Raw genomic sequence first — 17,479 nt, 5'->3', positions numbered from 1 at the left:
ACCACGTGACCACCGAACACCGTGTCCTGAACCCGGCGACCGAAGAGCTCGTCGCCACCGTCACCGCCACCACCGCCGACGAGGTGGACACCGCCGTCACCCGCGCCGCCGCCGCCCAGCGCGTCTGGGCCGGCCTCGCCCCCGCCGACCGGGCCCGGCTGCTGCGCCGCTTCGCCGTGCTCGTCGACGAACACGCCGAACGGCTGGCCCGGCTGGAGGTCACCGAGGCGGGCCACACCCTGGCCAACGCCCGCTGGGAGGCGGCGAACGTCCGGGACCTGCTGGACTACGCGGCCGGGGGAGTGGAACGCCTGACAGGGCGGCAGATCCCCGTGCCCGGCGGGGTCGACCTCACGTTCCTGGAGCCGGTGGGCGTCGTCGGCGTGATCGCCCCCTGGAACTTCCCCATGCCGATCGCCGCCTGGGGAGCCGCCCCCGCCCTCGCCGCCGGGAACGCCGTCCTCCTCAAACCGGCCGAGACCACCCCTCTCACCGCGCAGAGGCTGGCAGGACTGGCTCTCGAAGCGGGCCTCCCCGAACACCTCTTCCAGGTGCTGCCCGGCGCGGGGGACGTGGCGGGCAACGCCCTGGTCGAACACCCCGGGGTCGCCAAGATCGTCTTCACCGGCTCGGCCCGCGTCGGCAAGCAGATCATGGCCAGGTGCGCCGACCGGCTGAAGCGGCTGACCCTCGAACTCGGCGGCAAGAGCCCCAACATTGTGTTCGCCGACGCCGACATCGAGGCCGCCGCGGCCGCCGCGCCCATGTCCTTCCTGGACAACGCCGGCCAGGACTGCTGCGCCCGCACCCGCATCCTGGTCCAGCGGTCCGCGTACGACCGCTTCCTCGAACTGCTCGTCCCGGCCGTCGCCTCCGTCGTCGTGGGGGACCCGTCCGACGAGAAGACCCAGATGGGCCCTCTGATCTCCCGGACGCAGCTGGAGCGCGTCCGCGCCCTCGTCCCGTCGGACGCCGACGGCATCCGGGGCAACGCGCCCACCGGACCCGGCTTCTGGTTCCCCCCGACCGTCCTGACCGGCGTCGCCCCCGACGCCCCCGTCGCCACCGAGGAGGTCTTCGGCCCGGTGGCCGTGGTCCTGCCCTTCGAGGACGAGGACGACGCCGTCCGGCTGGCCAACGCCACCGAACACGGCCTCGCCGGATCGGTCTGGACGCGGGACGTGGGCCGTGCCCTGCGGGTCTCGCGGGCGGTCCGGGCCGGCAACCTGTCCGTCAACTCGCACTCCGCCGTCCGCTACTGGACCCCCTTCGGCGGGTACAAACAGTCCGGGCTCGGCCGTGAACTGGGGCCCGACGCCCTCACGGCCTTCACCGAAACCAAGAACGTCTTCATCGGCACGGAGGCCTGAGAACACATGACCACCGACTCCGGGAACATCTGCCGCCGCCTGACCGGCCGCACCGCCGTCATCACGGGGGCGGGCAGCGGCATCGGGCTCGCCACCGCCCGCCGGCTGGCGTCCGAGGGAGCCCACGTCGTCTGCGGCGACATCGACGAGAGCGCGGGCAGGGCCGCCGCCGAGGAGGCGGGCGGCACCTTCGTACGCGTCGACGTCACCGACCCCGGCCAGGTCGAGGCGCTCTTCGCGGCGGCGGACGACACCTACGGCTCCGTCGACATCGCCTTCAACAACGCGGGCATCTCGCCGCCCGAGGACGACTCCATCCTCACCACCGGCCTGGAGGCCTGGAAACGCGTCCAGGAGGTCAACCTCACCTCCGTCTACCTCTGCTGCAAGGCAGCCCTCCCCTACATGCGGCGCCAGGGCCGCGGCTCGATCATCAACACCGCGTCCTTCGTGGCACGGATGGGCGCCGCCACCTCCCAGATCTCGTACACCGCGTCCAAGGGAGGTGTCCTCGCCCTGTCCCGCGAACTCGGTGTGCAGTTCGCGCGGGAGGGGATCCGGGTCAACGCCCTCTGCCCGGGGCCGGTCGACACCCCGCTGCTGCGCGAGCTGTTCGCCAAGGACCCGGAGCGTGCCGCCCGCCGGCTCGTGCACATCCCCCTCGGCCGGTTCGCCGAGGCGACGGAGATCGCGGCCGCCGTCGCCTTCCTGGCGAGCGACGACTCCTCGTTCGTCAACGCCACCGACTTCCTGGTCGACGGCGGGATCTCCGGGGCGTACGTGACACCGCTCGGCTGACGCTCCCTACAGTGGTGGCATGAGCAACGCGACGCCGCCCGGCTGGTACGCGGACGTGAACGCACCCGGCACCGAGCGGTGGTGGGACGGTGCTGCCTGGACCGGTCACGTCCGGTCGTCGGCCGCCACCGCGCCGTTGACCGTGGCGCGTGCGCAGCGGAGTCCCTCCCCGGCCGGCGGCGGCCGCACCGTCAGGGCCGTGGCCCTGACGGTCGCCGGGCTGGCGGTCGTCGCCGCCGCGGTGACCGGATTCCTGGTGATGGGCGCGGACTACGCCGGGACCCGGGCCGGGACCGCGGCCGGCGACAGCCCTCCGCCGCCCACCGCCACGGACGGTGCGAGCGTGTCCGCCCCGCCGCCCGACGCGGGTCCGCAGGACGACCCGGCGGTGCTGGTCGACCAGCTCAACGGGATCACCCTCACGGTTCCCGACGGCTGGGAGAAGCCGGAACACACCCTCGACGACAGCTCCACGATGCGTACCGCCGGCTCCTACACCTGCCCCGGCGACTCGGGAACCTTCTGCCACCACGGCACCGTTACGGTCCGGACGGCGAGCGGCACCGGTCTCACGGCCATGAAGGCACTGGCCGAGGAGGACATCGGGACGGCAGCCGACCGCGCCTACGGGAAGGACCTCGTCGGCGACTCCATCCACGGGGGCATCAGGTCCCAGAAGGAGCTGGCGTCCGGGCCCGTGACCGTGGCGGGACGCACCGGATACCTGGTGCGCCGTCAGGTCACCACGGGCAAGGGCCCCGGCGGCTACGTCCAGTCGCTGGCCTTCCCCTCCCCGCTCGGCAGCGAGACGCCGGTCATCCTGCGCTTCGCGTTCGACGCGGGCCGCCACGAGCTGCCGCTCTCCCTCATGGACACCATCACCCGGGGCGTCCGCCCGATCGGCGACGCCACCGGTGGCGGTGTGGGCAGCACCGTGGCCCCCTGACGCGGCCCGCCCCGATCCACAGCGGGCCCCGCACACCGCCCGCCGGAACGTGCCGCACGGCCCCGGCCCTGCCGTGGCGCCTACAGGAAGGTGCGGCCCTCGCCCCGGTACGTCGGGACGGTCGCCGTGATCCGCTCGCCCTCGATCAGCCGCAGCTCGTCGAAGCGCTCGCAGAGCTCACCGGCCTTGGCGTGCCGGAACCACACCTTGTCACCGATCAGCAGATCGTCCGCGGGGGCGCCCAGCAGCGGGGTCTGGACCTCGCCCGGTCCCTCCTGGGGGTCGTAGCGCAGCCCCTCGGGCAGATACGGCACCGGCAGCCGGTCCGGGCCCGCCGCGCCGGACGCCGGGTAGCCGCCGCCCAGCACCGTCACCACGCCCACGCCCGGCCGCCGCACCACGGGCTGGGCGAACAGGGCCGCCGGACGGCCCGTGAACGAGGTGTAGTTGTCGAACAGCCTCGGCACGAAGAGCCCGGACCCCGCCGCGATCTCCGTCACGGCGGACTCGGCGGCGGTGTGCTGCACGCTGCCCGTTCCGCCCCCGTTCACGAACTCCAGGCCGGGCGCCACCGCTCGGACCGCCCGCACGACCTCCGCGCGCCGGGCCGCCAGCTCCCTGCGGGCCGCCGCCTGCATCAGCCGGACCGCACGCGACCGCAGCGGCCGGCCGGCCACCGAGTCGCCCACACCGGCGACATGACCCTCGTAGGCCATGAGCCCCACCAGCCGGAAGCCGGGCCTGCGGTCCACCGAGCGGGCCATCTCCGCCAGCTGGGCGGGGGTGCGGAGGGGGGAGCGCAGCGCGCCGATCCTGACCCGGCCCCCGAGCAGCCGCAGCGAGGTGTCCAGCTCCAGGCAGACCCGGATCTCCTCCGTACCGCCGGCGCGCGCGGCGTCGATCAGCTCCAGCTGGGCGGGGTCGTCCACCATCACCGTCACGGCGGCGGCGAGCTTGGGATCGGCCGCCACCTCCGCGTACGCGGACCGGTCGGCCGACGGATAGGCCAGGAGCACGTCGTCGAATCCCGCACGGGCCAGCCACAGGGACTCCGCGAGCGTGAACGACATGAGCCCGGCGAAGCCCGGACGCGCGAGCACCCGCTCCAGCAGGGCGCGGCAGCGCACGGACTTGCTCGCCACCCGGATCGGCTTCCCGCCCGCCCGGCGCACCAGGTCGTCGGCGTTGGCGTCGAAGGCATCCAGGTCGACGACGGCCACCGGGGCGTCGAGATGGGCGGTGGCCCGGTTGTAACGGCTCCGGTCAGCGGCGCGGACAGTCATGTCGGCAGCTTGCCAGACGGCCGTACCACTGGGTAGGGGATGTTCGGTGCAGATCGTCCCGCACCCTCCGTCCCGTTCCCACCGGGTGCCCCCCACCCCGTAGAGTGACGGTCACACGATCGACCGGCGGGGCCCGTGTGCAGCGGCGGTCCGTCGGCCGTACGGGGACGTGGACCAGGGGGACGGATGAGTACCGAAGCGCAGCGCGCTCCCGTGCCACCCCGCCCGGCCACCCCGCCGTCCGTGCCGGGTGGTGCCCCGGCCCCGCACATTCCGCCTCCCGCGCCCCCCGCCCGGCCGGCGCCTCCCGTGACCGGCACCGCGCCCGCGCCGCAGGCCCCGGGCGCGCAGCCGGCGCCTCCCGCGCCCCGCGCCGAGCCGGTGCCCGAGACGACCACGCGGCTCCGCCCCGTACCGCCGGCGCCGCCCGCCCACCCCGGCCCGCCGCCCCCGCCCGCGGCCACCCGGCGCAGGCCCGTCGGCGCCGTGGACCTCACTCCGCGCCCGGGTGCCACCCCGGCTCCGCCCGGCGCCTACTACGCGTACGCCGAGACGCCCGCGGAGACCACCACCCGGCTGCGCCCCGTCAAGGCCCGCAAACCCGCCAGGACCGCGGCGGCCGCCGTCTGCGCGGTGCTCGGCCTCGGGCTCATCGGCGGGGCGGTCACCGGCAGTTGGCTCATCGGTGACTCCGCGGCCGATCCGGGCGACGACAGCGCGTACACCGTGACCCGCTCCGTCTGGCACAGCGTGCCCGTCGACACCCTCTTCCCGCGGACCCTCAAGGGCGAGGGCGCGGGCCCGGGAGCCACCGACCGGGCCTGGACCCGGGTCGCCGTCGCGAGCGACAGCGGCTGCGCGGCGGGCCTGGACCCCCTGCTGCTCAAGACGCTCCGCCCGGTCGGCTGCGAACGTCTGGTGCGCGCCACGTACACCGACGCCACCCGCAGCAGCGTCACCACCGTCGGCATGGTCTTCACCGAGGCGGACGCCGGGGCGATGGGCGCGCTCAGCACCCGGTTCACCACCCAGAACCTCGCCGGACGCTCCGACCTGATGCCCCGCACCTACCCGGCCGACGACACCGTGGCCGCCGGATTCGGCGCCCGGCAGCGCGCCAGCTGGACGGTCCACGTCCTGACCGAGGTGCCCGTGGTCGTGTTCGCCGTCTCCGGCTTCGCGGACGGCCGTGCCGTGACCGAGCCGCAGCCGGCCGCCGAGGCCATGGCGTCCGGAGCCACCACGACCGTCGCGCAGGCCGGGCTCGGCCATGAGGCGAAGGGTGTCGCGGACCGGGTGGAGCGCACCCTGCGCAGGACCGTCACCGATCTCGCGGAGAAGCCGGAATGACCCGCCCCCGCCGGCTCCGGGCGCTCGCCGCCGTGGCCACGGCCACCGCCTTCGCCCTGCTGCCCGCCGTCCCCGCCCGGGCGGACGCCATCCGTGACCAGCAGTGGGGCCTGGAGGCCCTTCACACCGGCGCGGCCTGGCAGACCACGAAGGGCAAGGGAATCACGGTCGCGGTGCTGGACACCGGGGTCGACGCCGAGCACCCCGACCTCGCCGGCCAGGTGCTCCCGGGCAAGGACCTCATCGGATTCGGTGCCGGACGCGGCGACAGCTCGTGGGCGCTGCACGGCACGGCGATGGCCGGGATCATCGCGGGCCGGGGCAGCGGACCCGGCCGGGGAGACGGCGTGCTCGGCGTCGCCCCGGAAGCCAGGATCCTTCCCGTCCGCGTGATCCTCGAGTCGGGCGACCCGGCGCGCAAGAAGGCCCGCGCCGCGCGCGGCACCGCGCTCGCCGACGGCATCCGCTGGGCGGCGGACCAGGGCGCCGACGTCATCAACCTCTCCCTCGGCGACGACAGCGAGTCGGCGCACCCGGAACCCGGCGAGGACGCCGCCGTGCAGTACGCCCTCGGCAAGGGCGTCGCCGTTGTCGCCTCCGCGGGCAACGGCGGGGAGAAGGGCGACCGGGTCTCCTACCCCGCCGCCTACCCCGGCGTGATCGCCGCCGCGGCGGTCGACAAGTACGGCACGCACGCCGCGTTCTCCACCCGCCGCTGGTACGCCACCGTCAGCGCGCCCGGCGTGGACATCGTCGTGGCCAACCCCGACGGGCACTACTACATCGAGTGGGGGACGTCCGCCGCGTCGGCGTTCGTCTCCGGGGCCGTGGCCCTGGTGCGTGCGGCGCACCCGGGCCTCTCGCCCGCGCAGATCAAGACCCTCCTCGCGGACACCGCTCGCAACGCCCCTTCGGGCGGCCGCGACGACGCCAGGGGCTACGGCCTGGTCGACCCCGCCGCCGCGATCGCGGCCGGGGCGAAGCTGCGCCCCGACGACCTGGCCGCGCGGGCCGCCGCGGCCGGCCACCACGAGGAGTACTTCGGCTCCGGCCCCACCCCGCAGGCGGACGACGGCGACCCCGCGGGCTGGCTGGCCCCGTCGGCGGGCGGTCTCGGCGCCGTACTCCTCGCCCTGGCCGTGGTGCTGTGGCGCGGAAGGAGCACCGCCGGCCGGAACGCGCGCGGCAGGAATCCCGCAGCGCCCGCGTACAGCCCGTTCCCCGGCGGCCCCCTCCGCTGAGCGGAGCGGTCCCTCGCAGGGCGGGACGGCTCTCCACGCAGCGGTACCGGCTGTCCGCCCGGCGGTGCCGGCTTTCCGTCCAGCGGGACCGGTCCCTCGCCGGGCGGGGCCCGGCTCTTCACGCAGCGGGCCGTCCTCAGTCCTGACCGGTCACCGCGCCCGTCACGCCGGCCGCCGCCCTGGCGACGGACTCCACGAGGGCGATCCCCGCCTCCTTGGTCGCGTGTCCGCGCGACAGCACCGCCACCAGCAGGGTGTGCCCGGCGCTCTCCACCGAGCCGATGCTGTTGATGTCCCACAGGCCCGTCGTGGTCCGGGGCATCCAGCCGTTCTTCAGCACCGCGCCGGTGCCCGCCGCCGACACCCCCCACCGCTGGTCGGCCTCGACCTGCCCCATCAGTTTCGTCAGATAGGCGCGGGAGCCGGCCGACAGCTCCGAATCAGTACCGGACACCGCCTCCAGCAGCCGCACCTGGTCGGCGGCCGTGGTCTGGGTCAGCCCCCACGCGTGGGCGGCCTTCGTGCCGGTCAGCCCCAGCCGCTCGTTGGCCGCGTCCAGCCCTTCCTCGCCGCCGACCGCCTTGAGCAGTTCGGTGGCCGAGGTGTTGTCGCTGCGCCGGATCATGGCTTCCGCGTACGCCTGCTCGGCGCCGTTCAGCTCCCGGTCCTCGTCCTGCGCGAGCAGCAGCAGCGCGGCCAGGATGTCCACCTTGACGATGCTGGCGGTGTCGTACGTCCCGTCGCCGTACGCGGCGCCCGCCCCGCTCTCCGTGTCCAGCACGGCCACCGACACATCGGCCCCGTCGGCCAGGGACGCCAGCGCGTCGGCCAGCTCCGCGTCGAGATCCACCTCGGGCTCCTCGCTCCGGCCCGTCGCGGCGGGCGGGCTCGGAGCGGACGATACGGCGGCCACGGCCGCGTGCGCGTCATCCGGCGACCGAACCACCAGATACGCACCTCCCGCGGCGGAACCGGCCAGCAGCACGGCGGCGGCGGTCACGAGGGCGGACAGCGCGGGCCTGCGCGTTCTGTGACGGGGCATGGGCCGGACGCTAGGCAGCCCACCTGGCAGCAGGCTGTGTCCGACCTGTCGCCCAGGTGAGAGGGACGACCCACTACGCTCGTCGTGTGGCGCTCAAGAACATCCCGGACTCCGGCTTCTCCGACGACGACGGCACTGCCTCGCCCGAACTGACGGCGGCCCTCGCGGCCTGGGCCGCCGACCGGACGGCGGTCGGCCCGGTCCTCGCGGCTCTCCGCGAAGCCCGGCTGCTCGTGCCGGTCGTCGCCGTCCTGGGCGAGGTGGAGGAGGGCGGCGAGGAGGGGCGCGAAGCTCCTGAGAAGGGTGGTGGCGGGCGACGGGGGGACGGGCTGCGCCGCGAGAAGACGAGCGACATGGCGGTCCCGACCCTCCAGGCCGGCGACCGGCGCGCGCTGCCCGCCTTCACCTCCACCGCCTCGCTGGCCCGCTGGGACCCCGAGGCGCGCCCGGTAGCCGTACCCCTGCACCAGGCCCTGCAGGCCGCCGCGCACGAGAAGGCGGACACGGTGGTGCTGGACCTGGCGGGGCCCGTCGCCTTCGAGCTGGCCGGCCCCGCCCTGCTGGCCCTGGCCGAGAACCGCGCGAGCGCGGATCCGCTCGAAGACCCGGCCGTCGTCGCCGCGGTGCGGGAGGCGGTGGCCGCCGAACCCGCCGTGCTGCGGGCCCACCTCGGCCCCGGCCGGGCCGACGGAACCCTCGCCCTCGTCCTCGCCCCGGACGCGGTGGTCGCGGAGACCGCCCGCCGGGTCGCCGACGCCCTCTCGGCCAGCGAGGTGCTGCGCGCCCGGCTCGTGCGCGGCATCGACCTGGCGCTCCTGCCGGCCGGTGCCGAGGCCCCGGGCGACCCGCTGTTCAGCCGCTGACGCACAGGAGCCCGCCGCCTGCGGACAGGCGGCGGGCTCCGAGAGCTGTGGGGTGATCAGCCGTAGACGGGGCCGGTGTACTTCTCGCCCGGGCCCTTGCCGGGCTCGTCCGGGACGAGCGAGGCCTCGCGGAAGGCCAGCTGGAGCGACTTCAGGCCGTCGCGCAGCGGCGAGGCGTGGAAGGTGCTGATCTCGGTGGCGCTCGCGTCGAGCAGCCCGGCCAGTGCCTGGACCAGCTTGCGGGCCTCGTCCAGGTCCTTGTGCTGCTCGCCCTCCTCGGTCAGGCCGAGCTTCACGGCGGCGGCGCTCATCAGGTTGACGGCCACGGTCACGATCACCTCGACCGCGGGAACCTCCGCGATGTCGCGGGCCATGTCGTCGAAGCCGGGGTTCTCGGTGCTGGGAGTGGTCGCGTCGCTCATGCCCCACACGATAAGGCCACGTCGGCGCGGTCCATCCTGCGGGAGCCGCCCGGACAGCGGGTTAGCCGTGGCCCCGGGGAGCTGCTAACCTTGTGTAACGACCGGCCGGACACCTATGTGACCGGCCCACAAGTGGAGGCTCCGATCTCCCACCTGACCGTCCTCAGGGACGGCGGGTCACCGGTCAGGTGGCAACCATCGTTCCGTACGGACGATGGGGCCGCCCGATAGCGCCCCGCGGTTGCACGCGGCGGTGTTCCGGTAGTTCCTGGAGCCCCGCCTGTGTCCCGTCCGGGGCATTTCTGCTTTCCCGGCTCGGTTGGTCTCAAAGAAGACGTTACGCGGCTGTCCGCCAGGCGGTCGCGTGGTGCTACCGAGGAGGATCCATCAGCGCCGAGCCCCGCATCAACGACCGGATTCGCGTTCCCGAGGTGCGACTTGTCGGTCCCAGCGGCGAGCAGGTCGGGATTGTTCCGCTTGCCAAGGCCCTGGAGCTCGCACAGGAGTACGACCTCGACCTGGTCGAGGTGGCGGCGACAGCCCGTCCCCCCGTGTGCAAGCTCATGGACTACGGGAAGTTCAAGTACGAGTCGGCCATGAAGGCCCGTGAGGCGCGCAAGAACCAGGCGCACACGGTCATCAAGGAAATGAAGCTCCGGCCGAAGATCGACCCGCACGACTACGACACCAAGAAGGGTCACGTCGTCCGGTTCCTCAAGCAGGGGGACAAGGTCAAGATCACGATCATGTTCCGTGGTCGTGAGCAGTCCCGCCCCGAGCTGGGCTTCCGACTGCTCCAGCGTCTGGCTTCGGACGTCGAGGACCTTGGGTTCATCGAGTCGAACCCGAAGCAGGACGGCCGGAACATGATCATGGTTCTGGGCCCGCACAAGAAGAAGACCGAAGCCATGGCCGAAGCCCGTGAGGCCCAGGCCGCCCGCAAGGCGGAGCGTCAGGGATTCGCCCCCGACGCCGAGTCCGAAGGTGACACCGCTGAGGCCCCGGCCGCGGCGGACACCGCTGAGGCTCCGGCCGCAGCGGCCGAGGCTCCGGCCGAGACACCTTCCGAGGCGTGACCTCCGGGGGCAGCCACCCAGGCGCCCCCGGGTCCCTCGGAAACCACCCAAAGATCTGACGCCCCTGCAGTCCGGTGCCCGCACCGAGAGGGGCGCCACTGACGAGGAGATAACGGCGCTATGCCGAAGAACAAGACGCACAGCGGTGCCAGCAAGCGCTTCAAGATCACCGGCTCCGGCAAGGTGCTGCGCGAGAAGGCGGGCAAGCGCCACCTGCTCGAGCACAAGTCGTCCAAGAAGACCCGCTCGCTGACCGGCACGGTCGTCGTGGCTCCGGCCGACGTCAAGAAGGTCAAGAAGCTTCTCGGCAAGTGAGGCGCCGTCTCCGGTGAACCCGGAGACGCCCTCGATCCGACCGGGACCAATTCGTTTCCGGGTCGGGTGAGTCTGATACTGCGACCACCCGCCCCCGCTGCAAGGAGTCAAAAGTGGCACGCGTCAAGCGGGCAGTAAACGCCCACAAGAAGCGCCGGGCGATCCTCGAGGCCGCCAGCGGTTACCGCGGTCAGCGTTCGCGCCTGTACCGCAAGGCCAAGGAGCAGGTCACCCACTCCCTGGTCTACAACTACAACGACCGCAAGAAGCGCAAGGGCGACTTCCGTCAGCTCTGGATCCAGCGCATCAACGCGGCTGCCCGCCAGAACGGCATGACGTACAACCGCCTCATCCAGGGTCTGAAGGCCGCCAACATCGAGGTGGACCGCAAGATCCTGGCCGAGCTCGCGGTCAACGACGCCAACGCGTTCGCCGCCCTCGTCGAGGTCGCCCAGAAGGCCCTCCCGAGCGACGTCAACGCCCCGAAGGCCGCCTGATCCAGGCAGGACTTCAGCGTCCCAGCATTCCGAGCCGGACCCGCAGGCGTGTGCCGTCTGCGGGTCCGGTGCGTTGCACGACGTGTCGCGTACGTAGTCAGCCGTACGCAGAGAAACGTACGCAGAGAAGCTGACTCACGCAGAGAGGCTCGCCGCCGACCATGGGCACCCCCGAACTGATCTCCGCCCGATCGCCGCGTATCGCCGCCGCACGCCGGCTGGCCAGGCGCAACTTCCGCGGCAAGGAGCGCAGGTTCATCGCCGAGGGGCCGCAGGCCGTGCGGGAGGCCGCCGCGCACCGCGGCGGCGACGGCGAGCCCACCCTGACCGAGCTCTTCGCCACCGTCGAGGCCGCCGACCGGTACGCCGACATCATCGACGCCGCCCGTGCCGCAGGGGCCCGCGTGCACCTCGCGGACGGCGAGGTGCTCGCCGAGGTCTCGCAGACCGTCACCCCCCAGGGGCTGATCGGCGTCTGCCGGTTCCTGGACTCGCCCTTCGAGGACATCCTCGCGGCGAAGCCCACCCTGGTCGCCGTGCTCGCCCACGTCCGCGACCCCGGCAACGCGGGGACGGTGCTGCGCTGCGCGGACGCCGCCGGCGCGGACGCGGTCGTGCTCACCGACGCCTCGGTGGACCTCTACAACCCCAAGTCGGTCCGGGCCTCCGTCGGCTCGCTCTTCCACCTGCCGGTGGCCGTCGGCGTGCCCGTCGAGCAGGCGGTGCGAGGGCTGCGGGACGCCGGTGTGCGCATCCTGGCGGCCGACGGCGCGGGCGAGGACGACCTCGACGACGAGCTCGACGCGGGCACCATGGGCGGTCCCACCGCATGGGTGTTCGGCAACGAGGCGTGGGGCCTGCCCGAGGAGACGCGCGCCCTGGCCGACGCAGTGGTCCGGGTCCCGATCCACGGGAGGGCCGAGAGCCTCAATCTCGCCACCGCCGCCGCCGTGTGCCTCTACGCCTCCGCGCGGGCCCAGCGCACGCGGCACCCCCGCTGATCCCCACCGATCGATACGGGCCACACCCGGCCGCTGCCCACCCGGAGGGTGTCGCCCGGCTGCTGACGCCTAGTAGGGTGGCGAACTCGGGGGCCCACTGCACCGGTTCGAGAGGTGGGGTACGGGAAGATGGCTGTCGGCATGAGCAGGCCGCGAGCGACACACACGGCCGCCGTGCGCGCCCTCTCCGACGGGGCCGGCACGAGCCCGGCCGTCGGGGACCCCGCGACGGGTATCGACCCGGACGACCTGCCCGACGGACTCGTCGTCGCCGACGAGAACGGCACGGTCGTCTGCTTCAACAGGGCCGCCTCCAGGATCACCGCCACACCCGTGGCCGACGCCCTCGGCCACCCCCTGGACCAGGCGCTGCCCCTCGAGGACCTCAAGGGGCGACGCTGGTGGGACCTGACCGACCCCTACGGCGGGCTCGCCACCCGGGTCGGCCAGCCCGAGCGGAATCTGCTGCTCCCCGGCGGCCGTGAGGTCCTGGTCTCCGCCCGTTACGTACGGGAGGCCCCGACCGGGCCGGTCCGGCGGCTCGTCGTCTCGTTGCGCGGTACGGAGGCACGCCGGCGCACCGAGCTCAGCCACGCGGAGCTGATCGCCACCGTCGCCCACGAGCTCCGCTCCCCCCTGACCTCGGTCAAGGGCTTCACCGCCACGCTCCTGGCCAAGTGGGAGCGGTTCACCGACGACCAGAAGCGGCTGATGCTCGAGACCGTCGACGCCGACGCCAACCGCGTCACCCGGCTCATCGCCGAGCTGCTCGACATCTCCCGCATCGACTCCGGCCGGCTCGAGCTGCGCCGCCAGCCCGTGGACATCTCCGCCGCCGTCGAACGCCACATCCAGGCACTGACCGCGAACGGCCAGGCACCCGACCGCTTCCTCGTGCACACCCGGCAGCCGCTGCCCGCGCTCTGGGCCGATCCGGACAAGGTCGACCAGGTCCTCGGCAACCTCCTCGAAAACGCGGTGCGCCACGGCGAGGGAACCGTCACTATTGAGATCGCCCCTGCGCCCGCACCGGCCAAGAACGACGAGAGTGGAACGGCAGTCACCGTGAGCGACGAAGGTCCCGGCATCCCCGAGGAGTCGATGGGCCGCGTCTTCACCCGCTTCTGGCGGGGGAGCAAGCGCGGCGGGACCGGCCTGGGCCTCTACATCGTCAAGGGCATCGTCGAGGCGCACGGCGGCACCATCACGGTCGACCGCGCACCCGGCGGCGGCGCCGAGTTCCGATTTATCCTGCCCGTGAGCGCGCCGGCCTATCTGGTCTGAGCGGCCCACGGGCTCCTTCGCCCTCCGGCGGCCCGTAGACTCGACTTTTGGCACCTTTGCGTCCTCAGTCGTCCAGCCAGGGTCGCCACCAGCCAATCGGAAGCACGGGAAGAGATGTCGGCACCGAACAAGTCGTACGACCCAGTCGAGGTCGAGGCACTGAAACCGGAAGAGATCGAGCGCATGCGGGACGAGGCGTTCGCCGCCTTCGCCGCCGCCGGCGACCTCGACGCGCTCGCCCAGGCGAAGACCGCGCACACCGGTGGTACCTCGCCCCTGTCGCTCGCCAACCGGGAGATCGGCGCGCTGCCGCCGCAGGCCAAGGCCGAGGCGGGCAAGCGCGTGGGCCAGGCCCGTGGCGCCGTCTCCAAGGCGCTGGCCGCCCGCCAGACCGAGCTGGAGGCCGAGCGCGACGCCCGGGTGCTGGTCGAGGAGGCCGTGGACGTCACGCTGCCCTACGACCGTGTCCCGGCCGGTGCGCGCCACCCCCTGACGACGATCATGGAGCGCGTCTCCGACGTCTTCGTCGCCATGGGCTACGAGATCGCCGAGGGCCCCGAGGTCGAGGCGGAGTGGTTCAACTTCGACGCCCTGAACTTCGTGCCCGACCACCCGGCGCGGCAGATGCAGGACACCTTCTTCGTCCAGGGCGCCGACGGTGCCAGGAGCGACGAGTCCGGAGTGGTGCTGCGCACGCACACCTCGCCCGTCCAGGCGCGTTCCCTGCTCAGCCGCAAGCCCCCCGTCTACGTGGTCTGCCCCGGCCGGGTCTACCGCACCGACGAGCTCGACGCCACGCACACCCCGGTCTTCCACCAGATCGAGCTGCTCGCCGTCGACGAGGGCCTCACCATGGCCGACCTCAAGGGCACCCTCGACCACATGGTCCAGGCGCTCTTCGGCCAGGACATGAAGACCCGGCTGCGGCCGAACTTCTTCCCGTTCACCGAGCCGTCCGCCGAGATGGACATGGTCTGCTACGTCTGCCGCGGCGAGTCCGTCGGCAACCCGGACCGCCCCTGCCGCACCTGCGGCAGCGAGGGATGGATCGAGCTGGGCGGCTGCGGCATGGTCAACCCCAAGGTGCTCGTCGCCTGCGGCGTGGACCCCGAGAAGTACAGCGGATTCGCCTTCGGATTCGGTATCGAGCGCATGCTGATGTTCCGCCACAACGTCGAGGACATGCGGGACATGGTCGAGGGCGACGTCCGGTTCACCCGGCCGTTCGGGATGGAGATCTGATGCGCGTCCCGCTTTCCTGGCTGCGTGAGTACGTCGACCTGCCGGCGACGGAGACCGGCCGCGACGTGCAGGCCGAGCTCGTCTCCGTCGGCCTGGAGGTCGAGACCGTCGAGCAGACCGGTGCGGGCCTCAAGGGCCCCCTGGTCGTCGGACAGGTCCTGACCATCGAGGAACTGGAGGGCTTCAAGAAGCCCATCCGCTTCTGCACCGTCGACGTCGGCACGGCCAACGGCACCGGTGAGCCGCAGGAGATCGTCTGCGGCGCCCGTAACTTCTCCGTCGGCGACAAGGTCGTCGTGGTCCTCCCGGGCGCGGTGCTGCCCGGCGACTTCGCGATCGCCGCGCGCAAGACGTACGGCAAGACCTCGCACGGCATGATCTGCTCCACCGACGAGCTCGGCATGGGCGACGACGGCACGCACGGCATCATCGTGCTGCCGCCCGAGTACGAGCCCGGCACCGACGCGATCGAGCTCCTGGAGCTCGTCGACGAGGTCCTCGACATCGCCGTCACGCCGGACCGCGGCTACTGCCTCTCGATGCGCGGGGTGGCCCGCGAGACCGCCATCGCGTACGGGCTGCCGCTGCGCGACCCGGCGCTCCTGGACGTGCCGCCGCCCAACGCCCACGGCTACCCGGTGAAGGTGTCCGACCCCATCGGGTGCAGCAACTTCACCGCGCGTACGGTCACCGGCCTGCGGCCCGAGGCGCGCTCCCCGATCTGGATGCAGCGCAGGCTGCAGAAGGCCGGGATGCGTACCGTCTCGCTCGCCGTCGACATCACCAACTACGTGATGCTCGAGCTCGGCCAGCCGCTGCACGCCTACGACCGGACCCGTGTCGAGGGCCCGATCGGGGTGCGCCGCGCCCAGCAGGGCGAGAAGCTCACCACGCTCGACGGTGCCGAGCGCGTGCTGGACGCCCAGGACCTGGTCATCACCGACGACCGCGGGCCGATCGGCCTCGCGGGTGTCATGGGCGGCGCCAACACCGAGATCGCCGACGTGGCCGAGGAGACGGCCACCACCGAGGTCGTCATCGAGGCCGCCCACTTCGACGCGATCGCCATCGCCCGCACCGCGCGCCGCCACAAGCTGAGCTCCGAGGCGTCCAAGCGCTTCGAGCGCGGCGTCGACCCGCAGGCCGCCGCCGCTGCCGCGCAGCGCACGGTCGACCTGCTGGTCCTCCTCGCGGGCGGCACCGCCGAGGCGGGCGTCACGGAGATCACCGCCCCGTCGGCACCCCGCACCATCGCGATGCCGGCGAACCACCCCGACCGGGTGGCCGGCGTCGCCTACGGCCGCGAGACCGTCGTGCGCCGCCTCCAGCAGGTCGGCTGCGACGTCTACGGGCAGGACGAGCTGATCGTCACCGTGCCGTCCTGGCGCCCCGACCTCACCGCGCCGAACGACCTGGCCGAAGAGGTCATCCGGCTGGAGGGATACGAGAACCTCCCGTCCACCCTGCCGACCCCGCCCTCCGGGCGTGGACTCACCGACCGCCAGCGGCTGCACCGCCGTGTCGGCCGGGCGCTCGCCGGCGCCGGTTACGTCGAGGCGCTCAGCTACCCGTTCATCGGTGACGCCGTCCTCGACCAGCTCGGCCTGGAGAAGGACGACGCCCGCCGCCGTACGGTCACCCTCGTCAACCCGATCTCCGACGAGGAGCCGGCGCTGCGCACCACGCTGCTGCCGGGCCTGCTCGGCGCACTGCGGCGCAACGACGGCCGTGGCAGCCACGACCTGGCGCTCTTCGAGACGGGCCTCGTCTTCCGGCCCACGGGCGAGGAGACCAAGGCCGTACGGCTGCCCGTCGACCGCCGTCCCACCGACGAGGAGATCGCCGGACTTGACGCGGCGCTCCCGCGGCAGCCGCGCCGCGCCGCCGTCGTCCTCGCGGGCGCCCGCGAGCAGGCCGGCTGGTGGGGCACGGCACGCACCGCCACCTGGGCGGACGCCGTCGAGGCGGCACGCGTGATCGCCGGTGAGGCGGGCGTCGAGCTGACGGTCCGCGCCGACCGGCACGCACCGTGGCACCCCGGCCGCTGCGCCGCGCTGTACGTCACGGTCGCCGGGGAGGAGACGCTCTTCGGCCACGCCGGCGAACTGCACCCGCGGGTCGTCAAGGAGCTCCACCTGCCCGAGCGGACCTGCGCCATGGAGGTCGAGCTCGACGTCCTGGAGCGGGCCGTCGACGGTGCGCTCCAGGCGCCCCGGATCTCCACCTTCCCGGTGGCGACCCAGGACGTCGCGCTCGTCGTGGCCTCCGACGTGCCCGCCGACGCGGTGGAGAAGGCGCTCCGCGAGGGCGCCGGAGGACTCCTGGAATCGCTGCGGCTGTTCGACGTCTTCACCGGCGAGCAGATCGGTGAGGGCAACAAGTCCCTGGCGTACGCGCTGCGGTTCCGCGCTCCGGACCGCACGCTGACCGTGGAGGAGGCCTCCGCGGCCCGCGACACCGCGGTCGCCCTGGCCGCCGAGCGCACCGGCGCGGTGCTGCGCGGCGCGTAAGCACCCGGCACATGAGAAGGGGCGTATCCGGCCACCGGATACGCCCCTTCTGTTCTCGCAGGACGGCGTGGGGACCGCACACGGACCCGGCTGTCATCGGGGCAGTGGGCCGTGCGATCCGGCGCCGACCGTCCTGCCACGGAGTGTCGGGCAGGCCGGCAGGGCGGACGGCGCGGGTGCGGGTCGTCGAACTGTACGAGGGGGAGCCGACGACCCGGCCGCCTCTTGCGAGGCACTCA

The 17,479-nt window shown here is 73.3% G+C and carries 16 protein-coding genes; 13 read left to right on the top strand and 3 right to left on the bottom strand.

Annotated elements, in window-relative coordinates:
• Positions 1-5: 5 nt before the first annotated feature.
• The 3 genes from ACFUNE_RS20000 to ACFUNE_RS19990 are packed head-to-tail and all read left to right on the top strand — an operon-like array spanning position 6 to position 3,114.
• Positions 6-1,370 (top strand): aldehyde dehydrogenase family protein, encoded by a 1,365-nt coding sequence (locus tag ACFUNE_RS20000; protein WP_383569347.1) that lies wholly within the window; start codon positions 6-8, stop codon positions 1,368-1,370.
• Positions 1,371-1,376: 6 nt separating this feature from the next.
• The gene (locus ACFUNE_RS19995; RefSeq protein ID WP_383569344.1) at positions 1,377-2,168 is read left to right on the top strand and encodes a 3-oxoacyl-ACP reductase; all 792 of its coding nucleotides are present in this window, start codon (positions 1,377-1,379) and stop codon (positions 2,166-2,168) included.
• A 19-nt stretch (positions 2,169-2,187) separates the two neighbouring features.
• Positions 2,188-3,114 (top strand): DUF2510 domain-containing protein, encoded by a 927-nt coding sequence (locus ACFUNE_RS19990; protein WP_383569341.1) that lies wholly within the window; start codon positions 2,188-2,190, stop codon positions 3,112-3,114.
• Positions 3,115-3,194: 80 nt separating this feature from the next.
• Here ACFUNE_RS19990 and ACFUNE_RS19985 read toward each other — a convergent pair whose 3' ends face one another.
• Complete coding sequence (locus ACFUNE_RS19985; protein ID WP_383569338.1) at positions 3,195-4,397, bottom strand: amino acid deaminase/aldolase; 1,203 nt, start codon at positions 4,395-4,397, stop codon at positions 3,195-3,197.
• A 486-nt stretch (positions 4,398-4,883) separates the two neighbouring features.
• On the opposite strand from ACFUNE_RS19985, the gene ACFUNE_RS19980 reads away from it, so the two are divergent.
• Together ACFUNE_RS19980 and mycP are read left to right on the top strand one after the other, a co-directional pair.
• Entirely contained in the window at positions 4,884-5,747 is an 864-nt protein-coding gene (locus ACFUNE_RS19980; RefSeq protein ID WP_383569510.1) for a hypothetical protein, read from the top strand.
• Positions 5,744-6,988 (top strand): type VII secretion-associated serine protease mycosin, encoded by a 1,245-nt coding sequence (mycP, locus tag ACFUNE_RS19975; RefSeq protein WP_383569335.1) that lies wholly within the window; start codon positions 5,744-5,746, stop codon positions 6,986-6,988. Before ACFUNE_RS19980 ends, mycP begins: the two co-directional genes overlap by 4 nt.
• 136 nt (positions 6,989-7,124) lie before the next feature.
• Here mycP and ACFUNE_RS19970 read toward each other — a convergent pair whose 3' ends face one another.
• Positions 7,125-8,030: a serine hydrolase gene (locus ACFUNE_RS19970; protein WP_383569332.1), complete on the bottom strand. Its 906-nt coding sequence runs from the start codon at positions 8,028-8,030 to the stop codon at positions 7,125-7,127.
• A gap of 86 nt (positions 8,031-8,116) precedes the next feature.
• On the opposite strand from ACFUNE_RS19970, the gene ACFUNE_RS19965 reads away from it, so the two are divergent.
• Positions 8,117-8,893, top strand: coding sequence for an SseB family protein (locus ACFUNE_RS19965; protein ID WP_383569329.1), 777 nt, complete (start codon positions 8,117-8,119; stop codon positions 8,891-8,893).
• A gap of 56 nt (positions 8,894-8,949) precedes the next feature.
• Here ACFUNE_RS19965 and ACFUNE_RS19960 read toward each other — a convergent pair whose 3' ends face one another.
• The gene (locus ACFUNE_RS19960) at positions 8,950-9,315 is read right to left on the bottom strand and encodes a DUF1844 domain-containing protein (RefSeq protein WP_362889221.1); all 366 of its coding nucleotides are present in this window, start codon (positions 9,313-9,315) and stop codon (positions 8,950-8,952) included.
• Positions 9,316-9,701: 386 nt separating this feature from the next.
• On the opposite strand from ACFUNE_RS19960, the gene infC reads away from it, so the two are divergent.
• From infC to pheT, 7 genes are all read left to right on the top strand, one after another.
• Positions 9,702-10,391: a translation initiation factor IF-3 gene (gene infC, locus ACFUNE_RS19955; protein WP_383569507.1), complete on the top strand. Its 690-nt coding sequence runs from the start codon at positions 9,702-9,704 to the stop codon at positions 10,389-10,391.
• A 120-nt stretch (positions 10,392-10,511) separates the two neighbouring features.
• Positions 10,512-10,706 (top strand): 50S ribosomal protein L35, encoded by a 195-nt coding sequence (gene rpmI, locus ACFUNE_RS19950; protein WP_031097481.1) that lies wholly within the window; start codon positions 10,512-10,514, stop codon positions 10,704-10,706.
• Positions 10,707-10,819: 113 nt separating this feature from the next.
• On the top strand, positions 10,820-11,203 hold the full coding sequence (rplT, locus tag ACFUNE_RS19945; RefSeq protein ID WP_003970214.1) for a 50S ribosomal protein L20: 384 nt from the start codon (positions 10,820-10,822) through the stop codon (positions 11,201-11,203).
• 161 nt (positions 11,204-11,364) lie between these two features.
• The gene (locus ACFUNE_RS19940; protein WP_383569325.1) at positions 11,365-12,204 is read left to right on the top strand and encodes a TrmH family RNA methyltransferase; all 840 of its coding nucleotides are present in this window, start codon (positions 11,365-11,367) and stop codon (positions 12,202-12,204) included.
• A 129-nt stretch (positions 12,205-12,333) separates the two neighbouring features.
• Positions 12,334-13,488, top strand: coding sequence for an ATP-binding protein (locus ACFUNE_RS19935; RefSeq protein WP_383569322.1), 1,155 nt, complete (start codon positions 12,334-12,336; stop codon positions 13,486-13,488).
• Between the two features lie 114 nt (positions 13,489-13,602).
• The gene (gene pheS, locus ACFUNE_RS19930; RefSeq protein WP_383569319.1) at positions 13,603-14,730 is read left to right on the top strand and encodes a phenylalanine--tRNA ligase subunit alpha; all 1,128 of its coding nucleotides are present in this window, start codon (positions 13,603-13,605) and stop codon (positions 14,728-14,730) included.
• Complete coding sequence (gene pheT, locus ACFUNE_RS19925; RefSeq protein ID WP_383569315.1) at positions 14,730-17,240, top strand: phenylalanine--tRNA ligase subunit beta; 2,511 nt, start codon at positions 14,730-14,732, stop codon at positions 17,238-17,240. Before pheS ends, pheT begins: the two co-directional genes overlap by 1 nt.
• The last annotated feature ends 239 nt before the right edge of the window (positions 17,241-17,479 follow it).

Source organism: Streptomyces sp. NPDC057287 (assembly GCF_042667905.1).
Classification (GTDB): Bacteria; Actinomycetota; Actinomycetes; order Streptomycetales; family Streptomycetaceae; genus Streptomyces.
The sequence above is the reverse complement of the archived record's forward strand: the minus strand, read 5'-3'. Positions and strand labels throughout refer to the sequence as shown.